Genomic DNA, 16,836 nt, shown 5'->3' on the forward strand with positions numbered 1-16,836 from the left:
ATGGATACTGCGAAATTGCTTATTGTTTAATCACATAGGCATAGTACATTACCATGCCTTACTGTAGTGTGTATACGTTTCCCCAGTTTGGATGGATGCAGCCGCAGCAAGTTCCCGCCTCAGCCACGCGGATGGTGTTGGCGGTGCAATTCCTGCAAACGCGCCTTTGCGACATGGGTGTAAATCTGCGTGGTGGAAAGGTCACTGTGGCCGAGCAACATTTGCACTACCCGCAAATCCGCCCCGTGGTTCAACAGGTGAGTGGCAAACGCATGGCGCAGGGTATGGGGGGAAATATGCCGCACCATGCCCGCTTCCGTCGCATAGCGCTGAATCAGCACCCAGAACATCTGCCGCGTCATGCCAGTACCACGGTTGGTGACAAATACGTGTTCATCCAGCTCCTTGCCTTCCACCAGCAGCGGGCGGGCATCGCGTAAATAGGTCTGCACCCAGTCGTGAGCCTCCTCGCCCATCGGCACCAGTCGTTCCTTGTTGCCCTTGCCGGTAATGCGGACTATGCCGTTTTGCAACATCATCTCCCCCAAACGGATACCCACCAGTTCGGAAACCCGCAAGCCGGTGGCGTATAGCAGTTCCAGCATGGCACGGTCGCGCAAGCCCAGCGGGTTGCCAGTATCCGGAGCCTGCAACAGTGCCTCAACCTCCGACTCCGCCAGCGAACCGGGCAACATCCTGCCCTGTTTCGGTGTTTCAATCTGAGCGGAAGGGTCATCCTTACGCAAGTTTTCCCGCACCTGCCAGCGGTAAAAACGCCGCAAGCTGGACAACAAACGGGCAGTCGAGGACGCTTTTGCCCCTTCGCGCACGCGGATAGCCAAGTATTCCAGCAAATCGCCACGGCTGGCTTGGTCAAGCGCCATTCCCCGCCCATCCAGCCAGTGGCATAACAGGCGCAGATCGCGTTCATAGCTGGCCAGGGTATTACGGCTCACGCCCCGCTCCGACCAAAATTCATCCAGAAAACGGTCAATTAATGCCTGATTCAGGCATTTTGAACGAATGATAGCGGCTGGGGATTTTTTTTCGGGTTTCATTGTCTTATCCGGGGAGAATGAAATTTAGGCATCCTCTATCCACATCCAAGGTACTAACAATAATGGCTAATAATGACTATCAGACCCTGTTGATGTCGCATTACATGCTGCGGGAATTCCAGGAGCAACGCAAGCAACAAGAAGAGGCATCAATGGAACCGCCAGCAGTAGGCGAATACCAGCACTTCCCCGATGAAGCGTTGGCTTACCCGATTTTCTCCAACCATGCGTGCGGGCAACAAAATGCCAGGGAATTGCTGGCTGTCGGCAGCGATACAAACTATGGCGAGCGGTGGCGGTTTTTCTACTCGCCTGACCCTCTGCAACTGCCCCATATCAATTACCAGCAACAACTGGAGCAGGAAGTAGCAGCATTGCAGCAACGCCTGCGCACCCTCAATTCCCCCCGCCTGATCCTGTTCGCCAGCATTTTTTTCATGGTCATTTTCCTAGTGATGCGTGGCCACTTCATACTGCCGGCCATACCGATCATTGCCCTGGCTTGGTATTGGTATGTGTCCGAAGTCAAAATCCACCAAACCCAGGCGCAATTGCGCCAACATCACCACGAATGGCAGGTACTGGCCAGCCAGACAGACAAGATAGCGCAACAGCTAGACAACTTGCCTCGCCCCGCCGGTCTGGAACACATGCAGCAGCAATACCAGCTGGCGGTAGAACACCTGTTCCGCAATACCTTGTTGCAGACACTGGCCCCACATGAGCTGGGCGATCTTGCCCTCACCCTCAAAAACCGCCAATGGGAAGGCTTCATTACCGAAAGTTGGGGCTACCTGCAAACACCGTTGGCAGCGCAATCCGGCAGCGCCATCAAGCATTTGCTGCTGGATGCCAACCATGTCAGCCTGAGCGCCTTGCAACCCGACCCACATGGGCGCAAGGGGCACAACCTGTACCGGGTGCAATACCTGCATGTGTGGATTCTGACCCAGCGTGGCCTGTTGATGGGGCAAGGCTACTACGACCGGGTAGCCAACCAGTTCCTGAGCGAGGAGCAGGAATTTTACCCTTATGCCCGACTGACCCATATCCATCTGGCGGAACAGCCCACGCCAGAATTGCCCGTGCTGCAGGAATGTCTGCCGGAGCGTATTTACCAGCGCCATTTCGGCCAGCCTGTCAGCATCCTGACAGTGGGTGCGGCGGACGGGAAAACCTACGAATGCGCATCATTGCCAGTCAGTGAACGCCCGTTCCGGCAAACGGAATGGCAAGACCGTTACGAGCTGGATGCTGACATGCAGCGGCTGAACCGCCGTCTGCATGAGCGTGTTTACGGCACGGCAACGATGGCTAGCTAGTCATCAACGCAGCAATTTTTTCGGCACTGGGGTGTTCGACCACCCCTTTCTCAGTCACCAGTGCATCCACCAGGGAGGCAGGGGTCACGTCAAAGGCAGGGTTCCATGCCTGGGTGTGATGGGCGGCAATCCGCTGTGTGGCGACGTTGAGTACTTCTTCCTGCGGGCGTTCCTCAATCGGGATGTCATCACCGCTAGCCGTACCAAGGTCGATGGTACTGGTTGGGGCAACCACCATGAGCTTGACGCCGTGGTAACGGGCATTGACCGCCAGGCTGTAAGTGCCAATCTTGTTGGCTACGTCGCCATTGGCGGCAATACGGTCGGAACCGACAATCACCCAGGAAACCTTGCCCTGCTTCATCAGGTGAGCGGCAGCGCCGTCGCATAACAAGTGGGCAGGGATTTTGTCCTTGGCCAGTTCCCAGGCAGTCAGGCGCGAGCCTTGCCACCACGGGCGGGTTTCATCAGCATACACGTGCTCAATCTTGCCGCTACTGTAAGCGCTGCGGATAACGCCCAGCGCAGTGCCATAGCCACCGGTTGCCAGTGAGCCGGTATTGCAGTGGGTCAGCACTGAGTGGGAAGGCTCGATCAGGGCGCTGCCCAATTCACCCATGCGGTAGTTGGCGTCAATGTCTTCCTGATGCAGGCGCTGGGCTAGCGCCAGCAGCGGCTCTTCGGGGTCACCTTGAACATTTTCCACCTCGGCACACATGCGCTTCAGTGCCCACATGAGGTTGACGGCGGTGGGGCGGGCGTTCCGCAAGGTTTCAATTTCAGCTTCCAGCCGGTTGCGCCAGTCGCTCGGATACTGCTTGTAACTCTTGCGGGCTGCCATCACCACCGCATAAGCAGCGGCAATGCCAATGGCCGGAGCACCCCGTACCACCATGTTGCGGATAGCTTCAGCAGTATCCTCCGCGCTGTACAATTGCACGAACTGCTCGTTATGTGGCAGTTTGCGCTGGTCGAGCAGCACCAGATGATTATCCTTCCATTCCACTGCACGGATCGAATCGTGTTGACTCATGAAGATTTTCAGCATAAATAGGTTGCTTTAAAGTGGCGATCTTACAACACCCAGATGGAAATTGAATTACTTATCATTCCCGAATGGATCATTACGGTCAATCCGGAAAACCAGGTTCTGCGACACCACGCTTTGGCTGTGAATAATAGCAGGATTGTCGGCATCCTGCCTGCCTCTGAGGCAGAAAAACACTACCGCCCGCGTAAAATTGTCGCTTTACCGCAACATGCCTTACTACCTGGGCTGGTCAATGCGCATACCCACGCAGCCATGGCGTTGCTGAAAGGGCTGGCTGACGACCTGCCGCTGATGGACTGGTTGCAAAACCACATATGGCCTGCCGAAGCACGTTGGGCGGATGCCGAATTCGTCCACGACGGCACGCAACTGGCGATTGCCGAAATGCTCCGCTCCGGCACGACCTGTTTCAACGACATGTATTTTTTCCCGGAAGCCACCGCGCAGGCCGTGGATGAAGCCGGTATCCGCGCCTGCATCGGTCTGATCGTCATCGACTTCCCTACTGCCTGGGGCAGCGGCCCAGAAGAATACCTGCAAAAAGGGCTTGCCCTGCACGACCAGTTGCTGGAAAAACCGTTGCTGACCACTGCACTGGCCCCCCACGCCCCCTACACGGTGTCGGATGAGCCACTCAAGCAACTGCTGCACCTGGCCTGCGAGATGGACATCCCCGTACACATGCATGTGCACGAAACCGCGTTTGAAGTCCAACAGGCGCAAGAACAGAACGGCGCGCGCCCACTGGAGCGGCTGAATCAGCTTGGCCTACTCGACAAACATTTCCTCGCCGTGCACATGACCCAGCTCAGCGAGGACGAAATTGCGTTACTGGCACAAAAAGGTACGCACGTCATTCACTGCCCGGAGTCCAACCTGAAACTGGCCAGCGGTTTCTGCCCGGCAGCGCAACTGTTGACGGCTGGCGTCAATGTCGCCCTCGGCACGGATGGCAACGCCAGCAACAACGACCTCGATATGCTGGGCGAAATACGCACAGCCGCCCTGATTGCCAAAGCCGTAGCGCAGGACGCCAGCGTCGTACCCGCCATGCAAGCATTGCGCATGGCCACCATCAACGCTGCCAAAGCTTTGGGGCTGGAGCAGGAAATCGGCTCGCTGGAAGTTGGTAAGGCAGCTGACATGATCGCCATCAACCTTGGTACACTGGAAAGCCAGCCGCTGTATGACCCGGTTTCACACCTGGTTTACTGCACCAGCCGTGATCAGGTTACCCATGTCTGGGTAGCAGGCAGGATGTTGTTGGAAAACCGCAGTCTGACCACACTGGACGAAACCGCCCTGATCGCCAAAGCCCGCCAATGGCGCAAAAAAATCGGAGAAACCCCATGACTAGCACAACCGCCAACGTCGACCCCAACGAAATCCGCAAATTTGAAGAACTGGCCTGGCGCTGGTGGGATCGTGACAGCGAATTCAAGCCCCTGCACGACATCAACCCCCTGCGCCTGAACTACATCGACGACCGTGTCCGGTTACAGGGCAAACAGGTTATCGACGTGGGCTGTGGCGGCGGCATCCTGGCCGAAAGCATGGCGCGGCGTGGCGCGCAGGTAACCGGCATCGATATGGGTGAAACCCCGTTATCCGTTGCCAAGCTGCACGCGCTTGAATCCAGGGTTGAAGTCAATTACCGGCAGATCAGCGCCGAAGCCATGGCGGAAGAAGCCCCCTGCCAGTTCGATGCTGTCACCTGCATGGAAATGCTCGAACACGTCCCCGACCCTGCATCCGTCATTGCCGCCTGCGCCCGCATGGTCAAGCCGGGTGGCGACGTGTTCTTTTCTTCCATCAACCGCAACCCCAAGGCATTCCTGCTGGCCATTGTCGGCGCGGAATACGTGCTTAACATGTTGCCCAAAGGCACGCATGAATACGGCAAATTTATCAAGCCCTCCGAACTGGAAGGCTGGGCGCGTTCCGTCGGGCTGGAACTGCGCAATATCTCGGGGATGACATACAATCCGCTGTTCCAGAGTTATCGTCTGGGGCGGGATGTTGATGTCAATTACCTCATGCATTTCAAAAAGGAAAACTGATTGATGCTTAATCTGAAAAGGCTGTTGTTGGCGTTGATGGCTGTGCTCATGGTCAGTGGCTGCGCCGTCCATTACGACGAGGTCTACCTGACCAAGGATGGCAACCCACGCCTGACAGCGCTTAGCCCCAAAATGAAAAAGCAGATGGATGAACTGACCGGAGCACTGATCGCCCTGGATCCAGCCATCATTGACCCGCGCGAAGCACAGGATGTCGCACATGACGCCTATGTTTACCCCATGTACCTGGCCAATGACTGGAACCTGACCTGGCCACCCCTGATCCACAACACCCTGCGCAATTCCAAGGAACGCAAGGCTGGCCTGTGCGTAGACTGGGCGCGCGCCATGCGGGCAAGGATGCGCAGCAAGCATCTGAAAACCTTTGACCTGTGGTGGGGCGTCGCCTACAAGGGCAACCCATGGCGCGAACACAGCACCCTGATCGTCACTGCCAAAGGCAAACCGTTTGCTACCGGCATCCTGCTCGACCCATGGCGCAACTCCGGCGACTTGTACTGGAGCACCATCCCGGATGACCTCCACTACCCCTGGAAATACTTTGAAGGCCCAGGCTAAGCCTGCTTGTGGAAGGTCAACACCAGCACATCCCGCCACGCAGGTTGTGCTGGGTCTGCGGGGCTGATTTCCGTCACGCCATGATAGACTGCATGGTCATTCACCAGCATCAAATCCCCCGCCTGCTCCAGTGAACCTTCAGCCAGCGGGCGCATGTCATTGCCGAAAACACAGCTGACCCCACCCCGAATATTTTGCCGATCCATCATCATGATGAGGATGTATTCCGCACCATCCTTATGCACACCCTCTGGCGTCGGCTTACCCAGCTGGTCTTCACGCGCCACGATGCGGAACTGGTGCGCCTGAATCCGCCACAACTGCGCTGGGCCACCTGAAAACTGGCTAGTCGTCCAGCGGATAATTTCCTTCAGTACCGGGTTTCGCAGGGTAGTCGGCAACCACTCGCGAAAATGCCGGTTAAAGCCGCCGTGCACCTGATTGTAGTGGGTGCTTTGGTAATGCGGCTCGTGCGGCAACACCTCCAGCTCAGCGTTTTTCCAGTGAAACACGGAATAGCGCCGGTAACGGTAGCTGCCACCATCACGCAAATAAGGATCAAGCAACAAACCATCCCAGCTTTGCCGGAAACGCCTGTAAGCCTGCCCCATGCGGCGGACAAGCTGCTGGTGCAGACAGCTGGTTTCACCCATTGCCATCATGAATCCTGGTTTTTGCAGTTGCGTATTCACTCGACCCACTTCAACGTTAATGTCTCATCATATTGTAATAAACCAATATACCATTGAACAGTTAACCCGGTGCATTGGCCAATACGGTGGCGCGCACTGGCGCTGGGTAGCCTTCAACCGTGCTGCTGCTGTCTGCCGGATCAAGAAAATCAGCCAGCGACTCGCCCTTGCTCCATGGCGTGCAGCGCTGTTCTTCCACTGTCGTTGTGGTGACATCCACTACCCGAATATGGGCGAAACCCAGCCTTTTCAACCACAATTCCAGCATGGGCACGGATGGGATAAACCAGACGTTGCGCATTTTGGCGTAGCGGTCGTGCGGCATCAGCGCGGTATGCTCATCCCCCGCCACCACCAGGGTTTCCAGCACCAGTTCTCCGCCGGCGCGCAGGGCGCGGCGCAGTTCCTGCAAATGCCCGAGAGGATCACGGCGATGATACAGCACGCCCATCGAGAATACGGTGTCGAAACCTTTCTGGTGAAAATCAGGCAGGTTTTCGCTTTTCAACGGCAGCATCCAAACTGGCAGCTGTTCTCCCGCATAATGCTTGATTAACTGAAACTGGGCCAGGAACAGCAGGGTCGGATCGATACCGATGACGGCTTCAGCGCCCGAGCCATACATGCGCCACATGTGATAGCCACTACCGCAACCGACATCCAGCACCAGCCGCCCGTCCAGCGGACTGAGGTAGGGAAACACCCGCTCCCATTTCCAGTCAGAGCGCCATTCGGTATCAATCGGGATGCCGAACAGTTTATACGGCCCCTTGCGCCACGGGATCAGGGACTTCAGGCTTCCCATCAACCGCTCTCGCACTGCTACATCCGTATCATTTTCTACACCAATCCGCATTGTGTTGCTGTTGAAATCTACACTGGAAGCCGATATTTCTGGCAAAGCATCCAGAATTGCCCGCCATTCTGCTTGCCTGCCGTGTGGGTTTTCTGCCGCAGCCTGAATTAGTTGAGCAGGCAAACTATCAAGCCATAGTGCAAGCCGGGAGGTTTGCAGAAAATGGGACACAGTTCCAAGCATATTGGCATTCATTCTTCAACGTGTGGCAGGGAAAGAGATACTACCCATTCATACCCACCGCTGACAACCGGCAGAATGGGCATCAGGGTTTACCCCTGTTTGTCATCCGCTTATTTTCCATACAAATTATAGACATATAAGTGACAACTCTTTTGCTTGCACTATAGTCTGTTAATTAAGCAAGAGGGAGATTTTGGCTATGTTCAATGTCATGGTGGTGGAAGATGTTGAGTCAACCTGCAACTGGATGCAGGTCTTGCTCGGCAAAGCATTTCCTGATGTGAAAGTAGTGTTTGGTCATACGCTGGCGGAAGCACGGGGACAGTTGGGCCAACAGTTTCTCGCTTTGGCACTGGTCGACCTTAACCTGCCTGACGGTAGTGGGCTGGAATTGATTCCGCATATTCGTAGGCACAGCCCGGAAACCAGGATTATCGTCATGACCATCTTTGATGATCACGAGCACATCTTCAACGCTATCCGCGCCGGGGCGATAGGCTATCTGCTGAAAGACCAGTCCGAGAAAATCCTGATCAACAAGCTGCGCGGCGTTATGGAAGGCGACCCGCCGCTATCGCCCCTGATTGCCCGCAAGATTCTGGAACAGGTACGTGACAGTGATCCGATACAGGAGAATCATGCAGTTAATCCTCCGCTGCATATCGACCTGAACCAACGCGAAGAAGAAATTCTGGTGCTGATCTCCAAAGGCATGAACCGCACGGAAATTGCCGAAATACTCTCCCTCTCGCCGCATACCGTCGCCCGCTACATCAAGGATGTGTATCAAAAGCTGGATGTTAGCTCGCGGGCGGAAGCAGCGATTATGGCCTGCCGGATCGGTCTGGTCAGGATGTCCTAACTCACGCAGGTATTCACAGCCTGCCGTAAACGTTGAAATTGGCTTTATGAATTGGCGACTTTCGCCCGTGCAGTTTATTGTTACTGTTCTAAGCGGGTTCCTGGTGATTGCAGTTCTGGTTATCTGGCAGGTGACAGATCAGCTATGGCTGGGGGTGCGTTTTGAAGCTCCCCCTGTCGGTGAGCAGGGCGGGCTGATTGTTGCCAAGGTTGATAAGAATGGGCCTGCTGCAGGAAAACTGGCGGTAGATCAGCGCCTATTAGCTATCTCGGATGAAAACCAGAGTATCGTTTTGCTGGAACGCTTACTGGAAGCGCCTGACGTGTTTCCGACTTATGCCGGGTTCAATGCTTTTCTTCAGGAGCAGCAACAGGCGGCAGAGATTTTGTCGTCCAAAACGGTCACTTTTCTGCTGGCGGATGGCAGTACTGTTGTCGTAAACCCGGAACCCCGCCACTCACCTGCCAGTATCCCCGGTCTTTATCTGCTTTACATCCTGTGTGGTTTTTTCTGTTGCGGGATGGGACTGTTGTTATGGTATTACCGTGCCGGACTGTTTGTCAGTTATCTGGTATTGGTGGCCGGAATCGGCACCCTGATCTATTACCTAAGCGTGGTTTTACAGTATCGGGAACTTGCCTTGCCGTTGGCATGGATGAAGGCTACTGCAGCTACCAGTATTGTTGGCACCAATCTGTTTGCCTGGGGGTATTTATCCATCTTCGCGGTTTATCCGTTGCGTGTGGCGAGCAACCGGGTTGTTTGGGGAATATTAGGTGTCATGACCCTGCTGACGTTTAATAACCTGGAACAGTGGGTTGACCTGCCACTCCATACCTATATGCTTCAGTTTCTTTTTGTTGGAATCGGAATATATTGGCTGCTGGTGTTGCAGTGGCGAGTTACGCGCAAACATCCAGTAGAGCATGCAACGGTACGTCTGTTCATTATGACGATGGCAGTGCCTTCGGTATTGATCATTTTGGTGTGGTTGGTTCCGATACTTCTGGGTAAACAGGCTTGGCTGTCGCATGAGTTTGCAAGATTGATTTTTGTGCCAATCGCTACTGGCTGGGCGATTGCAGTTTTCCGCTACCATTTGTTCAATGTTGAATGGTGGTGGTATGTGAGTGTTATGTGGCTGGTCGGGGTCACTGTTATTCTGGTTCCCTATGCCATTCTTGTCTATTTGTTCGATTTTGAACCTCTGTTAGCATTGAGCCTGACTTTATTGTCAGCCGTGTTCTTGTACTTTCCTGTAGAACGTAAAGTTATCCTTCGTGTTCGCCATGACTTACCAAGTTCAGCGGATGCTGCTGTCTCAACACTGGTTAAATGTTTGGGTAAGGCTTCGACTGATAAAGATATCCAAGAGATATGGCATAAAACTCTTGAGTATAATTTTCGGCCTATTTCTATTCGTCACGGCTCTGAATGGCAGAAACACGTCTTTTTTAAAGATGAAGGTGTATGTCTTTGTGTTCCTGATGTTGTGGGAGAGGGGTGTTATGAGCTGGAGGGTAAGCAACAAGGTGACTGGCTTTTCAATGAAAGGGATGTACAGGTTGCACAGTCTCTGTTTGAGCTGACTCATGCGATTCTGAAAGCCACCCACGCGCGTGAGGAAGCGACCCTGGCAGAGCGTACCCGAATCATGCGCGACCTGCACGATTCGCTGGGTGCCAAGCTGCTGTCGATGGCGCAGCGTTGTCGGGGGGTGGAAAGCGAAGACCATGCGCGCGAGGCGCTGCAAACCCTGCGGGATACGGTGCATCTTTCCACGACTGCGGAGCAGCTGGATTTGGCCGCTTTGTTGGGGGAATGGCGGGTGGAAACACGCGAGCGAGTGGAGATTGCCGATGCAAAACTGCACTGGAAGGTCGATGGGGTGGGTGAGGGTTTGTATCTCAGCTCGGCAAGGGTGTTGCTGTTGCGTAGTTTCCTGCGGGAAACGGTTAGTAATGCCCTGAAGCACGTGCGGTCTGAGAATTTGTATGTCCGGTTTGCAAGAGAGGATAACGTGCTGTATTTGTGTGTGGGGAATGATAGTGTTAGTGCCGATCCCACGAGCTGGAAACTGGGGTTTGGGTTGAGCCATTTACGGGATAGGTTAGTGCGGGCTGGTGGGGAACTAAAGATTATTCAGCGGCAAGTCGCGGGTGGGGGAACTGTTGACGAGATTTGGGCAAAAATTCCTTTATGACCCAAGTGGGTAACTCAGGTAGGGCTATTAAATTTATCGGACGAGGGTAATCTTTGAACTTCATGCGGTTGATCGGTCTATGAAGGAGTAAACCCAATGAAAAACTTTACCTGTAAATTTTCAACAAATGTCACCGGATATAAGTGGGAGAACTAGACCATGAAAGCGACACGGGTGGGTGGTATGTTACTGTCGGGTTGTCTGATGTCAATACAGGTTTTGGCAGAGCTGGAATACCAAGGGCAAGGTGGCTGGCGTACCAGTGATGGGCAAGGTGGCTGGGCGCAAAACGATATGGGCGAGAACCTGTTTAACATCGGTATCGCGGCTTGCAAGCAGACTTGTGAGGATGACAACGCTTGTAAGGGTATCGAATACGTTTCTGATCCTGCGGGTTGGCAAGAAGCGGGAATGCAGGTTTTCAACAAGTGTGAGATTCACCATGACGCTTATGCACATTGTGACAGTAACGCGGGAGGTCGGGGTTCTGACGATGACGGTTGCTGGGTAAAGAAACCCAAACCTAATTTCCCTAATGGACCTGATGACGTTACACCTAAAACTGGCGGACTTAACGATACGGGTATCATCAAATATGGAACTACTACGGCATCTTCCCGCCTGCAAGAAGATGCCAGCTCTGGTCGAGATCGAACACTTAGGGATGACAGTGACGGTCATGCCGGGTTCAGTTTTATCAAAATTAGTAGTAGTGGGCAGGTATTAGCTGCTGACGTAGCAGACTGGAGTTGTGTCAAAGACAATGTCACGGGTCTGCTGTGGGAAAAGAAAACAGAAAATGGTTTGCATAGCAAGGGCTGGTCGTATGCCTGGTATGAACCGGATAGCAGTAAAAACGGAGGTGACTCTGGTGATCTAGGACCTGCTGGCAATGATTGCGGCTTGTCCGATAATTGCAATACCTGGGAATACGTCAAGGCAGTAAATGAAGAAGGCTTGTGTGGCAGAAACGATTGGCGGTTGCCAACTCTGGAGGAACTCAATTCCATCGTTAATTTTGGTACTCGTTCACCAACTATCGATCTCAAGTATTTCCCCAATACACAAAAAGAATTTCATTGGAGTTCAGATACGGTGCCTGATGCGAGAAATAACTGGAGAGCTACCGCAGCGGGTGGTACCGGTTTTAAAGATGGCTGGAGTGGTGCTACGCCTAAGCGAAATATTAGTACCGATTTCAAAGCTGTCCGCTTGGTTAGTGGGCAATAAAGGAGTAACAACATGAGTCTGTTTAATAATGGAAGATCATGGATTGGAATAGTGTTGAGTTTAAGCTTGCTGCCATTGGTTAGTCACGCGCAGGAATGTCTGTCAAATGTCGAACGAAGTACACCCACTAGTCGTTTTACCCTGCACGATGACGGTACTGCCACTGACAATCGAACAGGGCGAACCTGGAGGAGATGCAATGAAGGTGAAACTTGGAATAGGTCGACAAAAGCTTGTGTAGGTGCTTATAAAACTTATACATGGAAAGACGCACTCTTGCACGTAAAAGCGCTTAATGCTGCTGGTAGGGGAAATCCGGTTGGCAACTGGACGACAGAAGTATTAGAAGCGTCTCCAGATACTGAATGGCGCTTACCCAATATCAAAGAGTTACGGTCGATCATCGAGGTCACTTGTGTGGAGCCGAGTGTCAATCTTGCTGTTTTCCCGACCACGCCCGTTACGGTCGCCTCAACCAAACCAGACAACTACCCGCTTTATTGGTCTTCGTCACCCGCTAAAGATAAGGAAAGAGAAGCTGCATGGGCGATCTATTTCTCTGACTTGCCAACCAATGCAATTAATGGGGAATCAAGCGAGTGGAATAGAAAAGATACACGCTTAGAGCAGAACGGCAAGTTGTTGATTCGGTTAGTAAGAGACTAAGCCAAAGCGCTATCTGTTTAAACTCATATGAGTAGCACAGATGGGTCTGTTTATTGAGAAGTAGTTAGATAATATTGCGACGTTACAAGTTCATTGGTCATGTCGTGTTTAGGAAAAAATTGTCATGAATATTTTAAAGCTTATATTGTTTTTTACGTTCTTGATCCCCATTCAGAGTTTTTCTGAAGTCGTCAGGCTATCCGATAGCACAGGGAATGTAGTTGATAAGTTATCGGCAATACCCGTCAATAGCCATATTCTGGTGACGACAGCCAAAGAAGGTGTAGGTGGGAATCTGCTATTGCAAAGCTGGAGGGTGGATGATGATGGCAGTATGACTGAGCGTGATTCAATTGCTGCTGGAGCTGTTACTGCCATTGATACGGTTTTGGTTAGTCCTGGCAAAATAGTTAGTGCGGTACGGCAAAATGACAGCAATTTAAAAGTTATCGCTTGGTCAGTTGGTTCGGGAGGTGCTATAGATCGTTTAGGCTCTGAAAGTGCAGGTAATGTTTCTGCATTAGCAGTATCCAGGTATGCGAACGACAAGTTTGTAATAGCTGCGAAAGACGGGGCAGGTGAGCTGAAGCTTATTTCCTGGCAAATACGCGCAGATGGCTCTGTTATTCGACTGGGTAGCAGTTCGGCGGGTGCTATCAAGGATGTAAAGCTGGAATATGTTGGTGCAGACAGAGTCGTCACCGGCGTAAAAATGATGAATGACAAGCTAAAACTGATTTTGTGGCGAGTTGCTGAAAATGGCAGTATTGAAAGGTTAGCTGATAGTGGCGATCAAGCCGGAGAAATCGGTGATGTTGACTTGCGTGCGGTATCTCCTCAGTTTCTGGTGTCAGCTATTTCAGAAAAAGCCAATGAAAATTTGAAGCTAATTACCTGGGATGTAAGCAACACTAATATTAAGCGACTGGCTTCGGTTGCTGCTGGAAGCGTTAGTGGTTTATCCATTTTTTCCAAAAATCAGGGGAATTTTGCTGACTTGTATACTGCCGTAAAAACGAAGGATAAAAGTGCGCTGAGTCTGATACTCTGGTCTTTTAATGGCGATGATTATTTTCATAAAACGACAGACAAGGTTTTCTTGGATAGAATAACAAGTACATCGGCAGGTCAGATTGGTCTTGTTGATGTGAGCTATATGTATGATAAAGATGTTATTGTAACTGTGGTGAAAGATTCGCAGGGTTTTATGAAATTGATTTCCTGGCGTTATATTCCTCCTCCTCCGGCTGAATAAAAGTTTCCAGCAAATCCAGAAACCCAGATGTGTATCGGACTTCGTTTTCAGTGGGAAGGTAAATTCAACCTGCACAGCGAAGGCGATCCTTAAGTAAGTAGCTATCAAAGATTATGAGAAAAATTCTTCATGGGAATTTCTAAAGAGCCAGAATTATTTATAGTCTTAAATGGGTAAGTCAGTTGGGAGCTACGAAATCTGCCGAACGACAAATGAGAGTAATCTCGAGCCTTATCCAATCTATCAATCCATAAAGGAGTAAATTCAATGAAAACATTTACCTGTAAATTCTCAGTAATGTCCCTGTTTATTGCCATATTGGGTACGGCTTCCGTAACGGCAACGGCCGGCGTAGTCTGCAAATGCGGAGATGCATACAGCATCAGGCTGGGAAAATGTTATGAGGTAGTCGCCAAGAATGTAGAGAGCAAATATCGTAGCGATAAGGGTTGTTCAAGCTTAGGTGGAGATACATACGACAAAGAATATACCCAGTGCCTTAAAACTTATAAACCTCAACAGGGGGAATAGTAAGTACATGAGCCAAAGTTTTCGCGTATTCCATTCTCATAACTCATTGAATTTCAATGTACCGAATGCACGAAAACTTTTTTCTGGTTACTTAATTCACTATTGTTCATCCCCCTCATCGTCTCGATCTTACTACAGATGACAGATCAACGAGTTATGCGGGAAACGAGGCGGCTTTAGCGGAGGGGGCTGAACAACTACTTTAGGAGAGTAGTAATGAAAATATTAGCTTTGCTAGTGGGTATCGCATTGACAGCGACTTTTACTGTTCAGCCCGTAATAGCTAAAAGATTTTCTGATGGTGGTAATTTTGCCGCCCCAGGTATTGATGGAGGGAGGAAAGAAGGAGGAGACTACGCTGAATGTTTTCCTGCGGATAGTGCGCGCTGTGATGAATTCGTTACGTCATGTGATAACGATGATTGCGGCGTTGGTAGTGTGGAGGGGAGTGGTGTTTCTTGCTCTTGTCCTGATGGTAAAATAGCTCCCCGGGTTCCAGATAAGTTTCGCTCTCCTCAGTAAGAGTTCGTAGATTTCGTCGGATAGATAGGGGGCGAAATGAATTTCGGTAGTGACTGGCTTGTAATCAGTCCTTCACTGCTAGCAAAGAGGCAAAGTTAAGCCCTTGGAACCATTTCACAACCTGCCTAAAACCAGCCGACTGCAAACGCTCAACATGTTCTTCAAACGTATCAGGAACCAGCACATTTTCCAGCGAGGAACGCTTCTGGCTAATTTCCAGCTCGCTGTAACCATTGGCACGCTTGAACTCCAAGTGCAGATCGGTCAGCAAAGCCTGTTCGGTGGCATCAGCAAAGCGCAGCTTTTCCGACAGCACCAACACGCCACCAGGGCGCAGACCTTGGTAAATCTGGCGCAACATCTCCAAACGGTCATCGGGTTTGAGGAATTGCAGGGTAAAATTCAGCACCACCACCGAAGCGTTTTCCAGCACGACATTCTGGATGTCGTCGCAAACCACCTCGAAGTGACCATCAGGCAAGCGGCGCTGGATGATCTGTTCACAACGGCTGGTCATGGCACTGGAATTATCCACGCATACAAAACTAACACCCGGCACACGGATTTGAGAAGCCATCGACAAAGTTGCCGCCCCCAGCGAACAGCCAAGATCATAAATCCGGCTATCCGCCTGGGCATAGCGGCGCGCAAGCACGCCCAACAAGCTGATGATGGTTTCATAGCCGGGGACGGAACGGCGGATCATGTCGGGGAATACGTCCGCCACCGCTTCAGTAAAAGCGAAATCCGCCACCAGCCCATGTGGCTGGGCGTAGATGGAATCGCGTTTCATTGCCGCCTATGCCGTCCCGCCTGGCCAACTCGCATCGGCAGGCTGACGCGCCAGTTTCAGGTGTTCGCCAGTACGTTGCCCCGCGTCCGGGCCAAGGTAGTACAGGAATGGCCCTACCAACGCAGCTGGCTGGGCAACGCTATTCGGATTTTCGCCAGGGTAATTCAGCACGCGCATACTGGTACGGATCGGTCCGGTATCGACCGTATTGACGCGGATGAAATGCTTGGGGTCGTCGTATTCCGCCGCCAGAATGTCGCAGTAGGCATTCATGCCCGCCTTGGCCACACCGAATGCGCCGAAATACGCCTTGTTGGATTCATGCGCCGCAAACACGATAGACGCATCCGGCGCTGCTTCCAGCATTGGCAGCACTGCGCGGGTCAACAGGAAATTAGCATGCAGGTTCACCATAATCATTTTTGACCACATTTCGGCGTCATAATGTTTGATCGGGGTAAAAGCGGATAGCCACGCCGCGTTCAGCACCACGCCATCCAGCCGCCCGAGTTGTTCGCGGATATTATTAGCCAGATCGTCGTAATCCTTGGCGGTAGCGCCCTGCATGTCGAGGGGGTAAATGGCCGGTTCCGGGTAGCCTGCATTGACGATTTCGTCATAGGTTTCCTCGGCATGACGCACTTCCTTGTCGAGCATAACAATGGTCGCACCGAATTGGGCACAAGCCTTGGCGATGGCCTTGCCCAGCCCTGCCGCCGCCCCTGTCACCAGAATCACGCGCCCTTGCAATGCGCCTGCCGCAGGCACATAGCCCAGTAAATCTTCCTGCATTCCTGTCTCCGCTTGGGGTCAACCTGAAAAGGGGTAGAGTTTAGCGCTTATCACAGCAGTGGAGTAGGAGAAAGGTCAAAAAAGAGCGGGACACCCCCCTGCCACTTTCCCCAACCCTCAGTCAAGCCGCCAGCAAATATTGGGAAGCTAGCACGCCCTGATTGACAACGCCCAGAGCAAT

Annotated in this window: 16 protein-coding genes; 10 read left to right on the forward strand and 6 right to left on the reverse strand. The window is 52.2% G+C overall.

Features of this window, described 5'->3' with window-relative positions; genetic code table 11:
- Positions 1–119: 119 nt before the first annotated feature.
- The gene (gene xerD / locus THINI_RS07135) at positions 120–1,058 is read right to left on the reverse strand and encodes a site-specific tyrosine recombinase XerD (protein ID WP_002707959.1); all 939 of its coding nucleotides are present in this window, start codon (positions 1,056–1,058) and stop codon (positions 120–122) included.
- A 62-nt stretch (positions 1,059–1,120) separates the two neighbouring features.
- Between xerD and THINI_RS07140 the strand changes: the two genes are divergently transcribed.
- Entirely contained in the window at positions 1,121–2,380 is a 1,260-nt protein-coding gene (locus THINI_RS07140) for a hypothetical protein (protein WP_002707960.1), read from the forward strand.
- Here the strand turns inward: THINI_RS07140 and mtnA are convergent.
- A complete protein-coding gene (mtnA, locus tag THINI_RS07145; RefSeq protein WP_002707961.1) occupies positions 2,373–3,428 on the reverse strand; it encodes an S-methyl-5-thioribose-1-phosphate isomerase in 1,056 nt (351 codons plus the stop codon). The two genes, THINI_RS07140 and mtnA, sit on opposite strands and share 8 nt — an antisense overlap.
- 39 nt (positions 3,429–3,467) lie before the next feature.
- On the opposite strand from mtnA, the gene THINI_RS07150 reads away from it, so the two are divergent.
- From THINI_RS07150 to THINI_RS07160, 3 genes are read left to right on the forward strand one after another with little or no spacing between them, the layout of a single operon-like run.
- A complete protein-coding gene (locus THINI_RS07150; RefSeq protein ID WP_002707962.1) occupies positions 3,468–4,784 on the forward strand; it encodes a TRZ/ATZ family hydrolase in 1,317 nt (438 codons plus the stop codon).
- Positions 4,781–5,491, forward strand: coding sequence for a bifunctional 2-polyprenyl-6-hydroxyphenol methylase/3-demethylubiquinol 3-O-methyltransferase UbiG (gene ubiG, locus THINI_RS07155; protein ID WP_002707963.1), 711 nt, complete (start codon positions 4,781–4,783; stop codon positions 5,489–5,491). Before THINI_RS07150 ends, ubiG begins: the two co-directional genes overlap by 4 nt.
- 3 nt (positions 5,492–5,494) lie before the next feature.
- On the forward strand, positions 5,495–6,070 hold the full coding sequence (locus THINI_RS07160; protein ID WP_002707964.1) for a hypothetical protein: 576 nt from the start codon (positions 5,495–5,497) through the stop codon (positions 6,068–6,070).
- On the opposite strand, the gene THINI_RS07165 is transcribed toward THINI_RS07160, so the two are convergent.
- Positions 6,067–6,723: a 2OG-Fe dioxygenase family protein gene (locus THINI_RS07165; protein WP_245536588.1), complete on the reverse strand. Its 657-nt coding sequence runs from the start codon at positions 6,721–6,723 to the stop codon at positions 6,067–6,069. The two genes, THINI_RS07160 and THINI_RS07165, sit on opposite strands and share 4 nt — an antisense overlap.
- Before the next feature lie 100 nt (positions 6,724–6,823).
- Positions 6,824–7,813: a tRNA 5-methoxyuridine(34)/uridine 5-oxyacetic acid(34) synthase CmoB gene (gene cmoB, locus THINI_RS07170; RefSeq protein WP_002707966.1), complete on the reverse strand. Its 990-nt coding sequence runs from the start codon at positions 7,811–7,813 to the stop codon at positions 6,824–6,826.
- A 187-nt stretch (positions 7,814–8,000) separates the two neighbouring features.
- Here cmoB and THINI_RS07175 point away from each other — a divergent pair, with 187 nt between their 5' ends.
- The 6 genes from THINI_RS07175 to THINI_RS25085 all read left to right on the forward strand — a co-directional run bounded on the left by THINI_RS07175 (position 8,001) and on the right by THINI_RS25085 (position 15,070).
- Positions 8,001–8,663: a response regulator gene (locus THINI_RS07175; protein WP_002707967.1), complete on the forward strand. Its 663-nt coding sequence runs from the start codon at positions 8,001–8,003 to the stop codon at positions 8,661–8,663.
- Between the two features lie 67 nt (positions 8,664–8,730).
- Positions 8,731–10,866 carry a sensor histidine kinase gene (locus THINI_RS07180; RefSeq protein WP_169314594.1) on the forward strand — a complete coding sequence of 712 codons (2,136 nt, stop codon included), beginning with the start codon at positions 8,731–8,733 and terminating at the stop codon, positions 10,864–10,866.
- 159 nt (positions 10,867–11,025) lie between these two features.
- Entirely contained in the window at positions 11,026–12,096 is a 1,071-nt protein-coding gene (locus THINI_RS23245) for an Lcl C-terminal domain-containing protein (RefSeq protein WP_002707969.1), read from the forward strand.
- A 12-nt stretch (positions 12,097–12,108) separates the two neighbouring features.
- Positions 12,109–12,762 (forward strand): Lcl C-terminal domain-containing protein, encoded by a 654-nt coding sequence (locus THINI_RS24155; protein ID WP_002707970.1) that lies wholly within the window; start codon positions 12,109–12,111, stop codon positions 12,760–12,762.
- Positions 12,763–12,886: 124 nt separating this feature from the next.
- Positions 12,887–14,017, forward strand: a complete 1,131-nt coding sequence (locus THINI_RS07190; RefSeq protein ID WP_002707971.1) for a hypothetical protein — start codon at positions 12,887–12,889, stop codon at positions 14,015–14,017.
- 747 nt (positions 14,018–14,764) lie between these two features.
- Positions 14,765–15,070, forward strand: coding sequence for a hypothetical protein (locus THINI_RS25085; protein ID WP_154724374.1), 306 nt, complete (start codon positions 14,765–14,767; stop codon positions 15,068–15,070).
- Positions 15,071–15,134: 64 nt separating this feature from the next.
- On the opposite strand, the gene cmoA is transcribed toward THINI_RS25085, so the two are convergent.
- Both cmoA and THINI_RS07210 read right to left on the reverse strand, forming a co-directional pair.
- On the reverse strand, positions 15,135–15,863 hold the full coding sequence (cmoA, locus tag THINI_RS07205) for a carboxy-S-adenosyl-L-methionine synthase CmoA (protein ID WP_002707974.1): 729 nt from the start codon (positions 15,861–15,863) through the stop codon (positions 15,135–15,137).
- A 6-nt stretch (positions 15,864–15,869) separates the two neighbouring features.
- On the reverse strand, positions 15,870–16,655 hold the full coding sequence (locus tag THINI_RS07210) for an SDR family NAD(P)-dependent oxidoreductase (RefSeq protein ID WP_002707975.1): 786 nt from the start codon (positions 16,653–16,655) through the stop codon (positions 15,870–15,872).
- Between the last annotated feature and the right edge of the window lie 181 nt (positions 16,656–16,836).

It is taken from the genome of Thiothrix nivea DSM 5205, assembly GCF_000260135.1.
GTDB classification, from domain to species: Bacteria; Pseudomonadota; Gammaproteobacteria; order Thiotrichales; family Thiotrichaceae; genus Thiothrix; species Thiothrix nivea.

Coding starts and splice junctions, on each gene's coding strand:
- THINI_RS23245 (WP_002707969.1), top strand. CDS start 11,026: ATGAAAGCGACACGGGTGGGTGGTATGTTACTGTCGGGTTGTCTGATG.
- THINI_RS25085 (WP_154724374.1), top strand. CDS start 14,765: ATGAAAATATTAGCTTTGCTAGTGGGTATCGCATTGACAGCGACTTTT.
- THINI_RS07190 (WP_002707971.1), top strand. CDS start 12,887: ATGAATATTTTAAAGCTTATATTGTTTTTTACGTTCTTGATCCCCATT.
- cmoA (WP_002707974.1), bottom strand. CDS start 15,863: ATGAAACGCGATTCCATCTACGCCCAGCCACATGGGCTGGTGGCGGAT.
- THINI_RS24155 (WP_002707970.1), top strand. CDS start 12,109: ATGAGTCTGTTTAATAATGGAAGATCATGGATTGGAATAGTGTTGAGT.
- THINI_RS07150 (WP_002707962.1), top strand. CDS start 3,468: ATGGAAATTGAATTACTTATCATTCCCGAATGGATCATTACGGTCAAT.
- THINI_RS07165 (WP_245536588.1), bottom strand. CDS start 6,723: ATGGGTGAAACCAGCTGTCTGCACCAGCAGCTTGTCCGCCGCATGGGG.
- THINI_RS07175 (WP_002707967.1), top strand. CDS start 8,001: ATGTTCAATGTCATGGTGGTGGAAGATGTTGAGTCAACCTGCAACTGG.
- THINI_RS07210 (WP_002707975.1), bottom strand. CDS start 16,655: ATGCAGGAAGATTTACTGGGCTATGTGCCTGCGGCAGGCGCATTGCAA.
- ubiG (WP_002707963.1), top strand. CDS start 4,781: ATGACTAGCACAACCGCCAACGTCGACCCCAACGAAATCCGCAAATTT.
- THINI_RS07160 (WP_002707964.1), top strand. CDS start 5,495: ATGCTTAATCTGAAAAGGCTGTTGTTGGCGTTGATGGCTGTGCTCATG.
- xerD (WP_002707959.1), bottom strand. CDS start 1,058: ATGAAACCCGAAAAAAAATCCCCAGCCGCTATCATTCGTTCAAAATGC.
- THINI_RS07140 (WP_002707960.1), top strand. CDS start 1,121: ATGGCTAATAATGACTATCAGACCCTGTTGATGTCGCATTACATGCTG.
- mtnA (WP_002707961.1), bottom strand. CDS start 3,428: ATGCTGAAAATCTTCATGAGTCAACACGATTCGATCCGTGCAGTGGAA.
- cmoB (WP_002707966.1), bottom strand. CDS start 7,813: ATGAATGCCAATATGCTTGGAACTGTGTCCCATTTTCTGCAAACCTCC.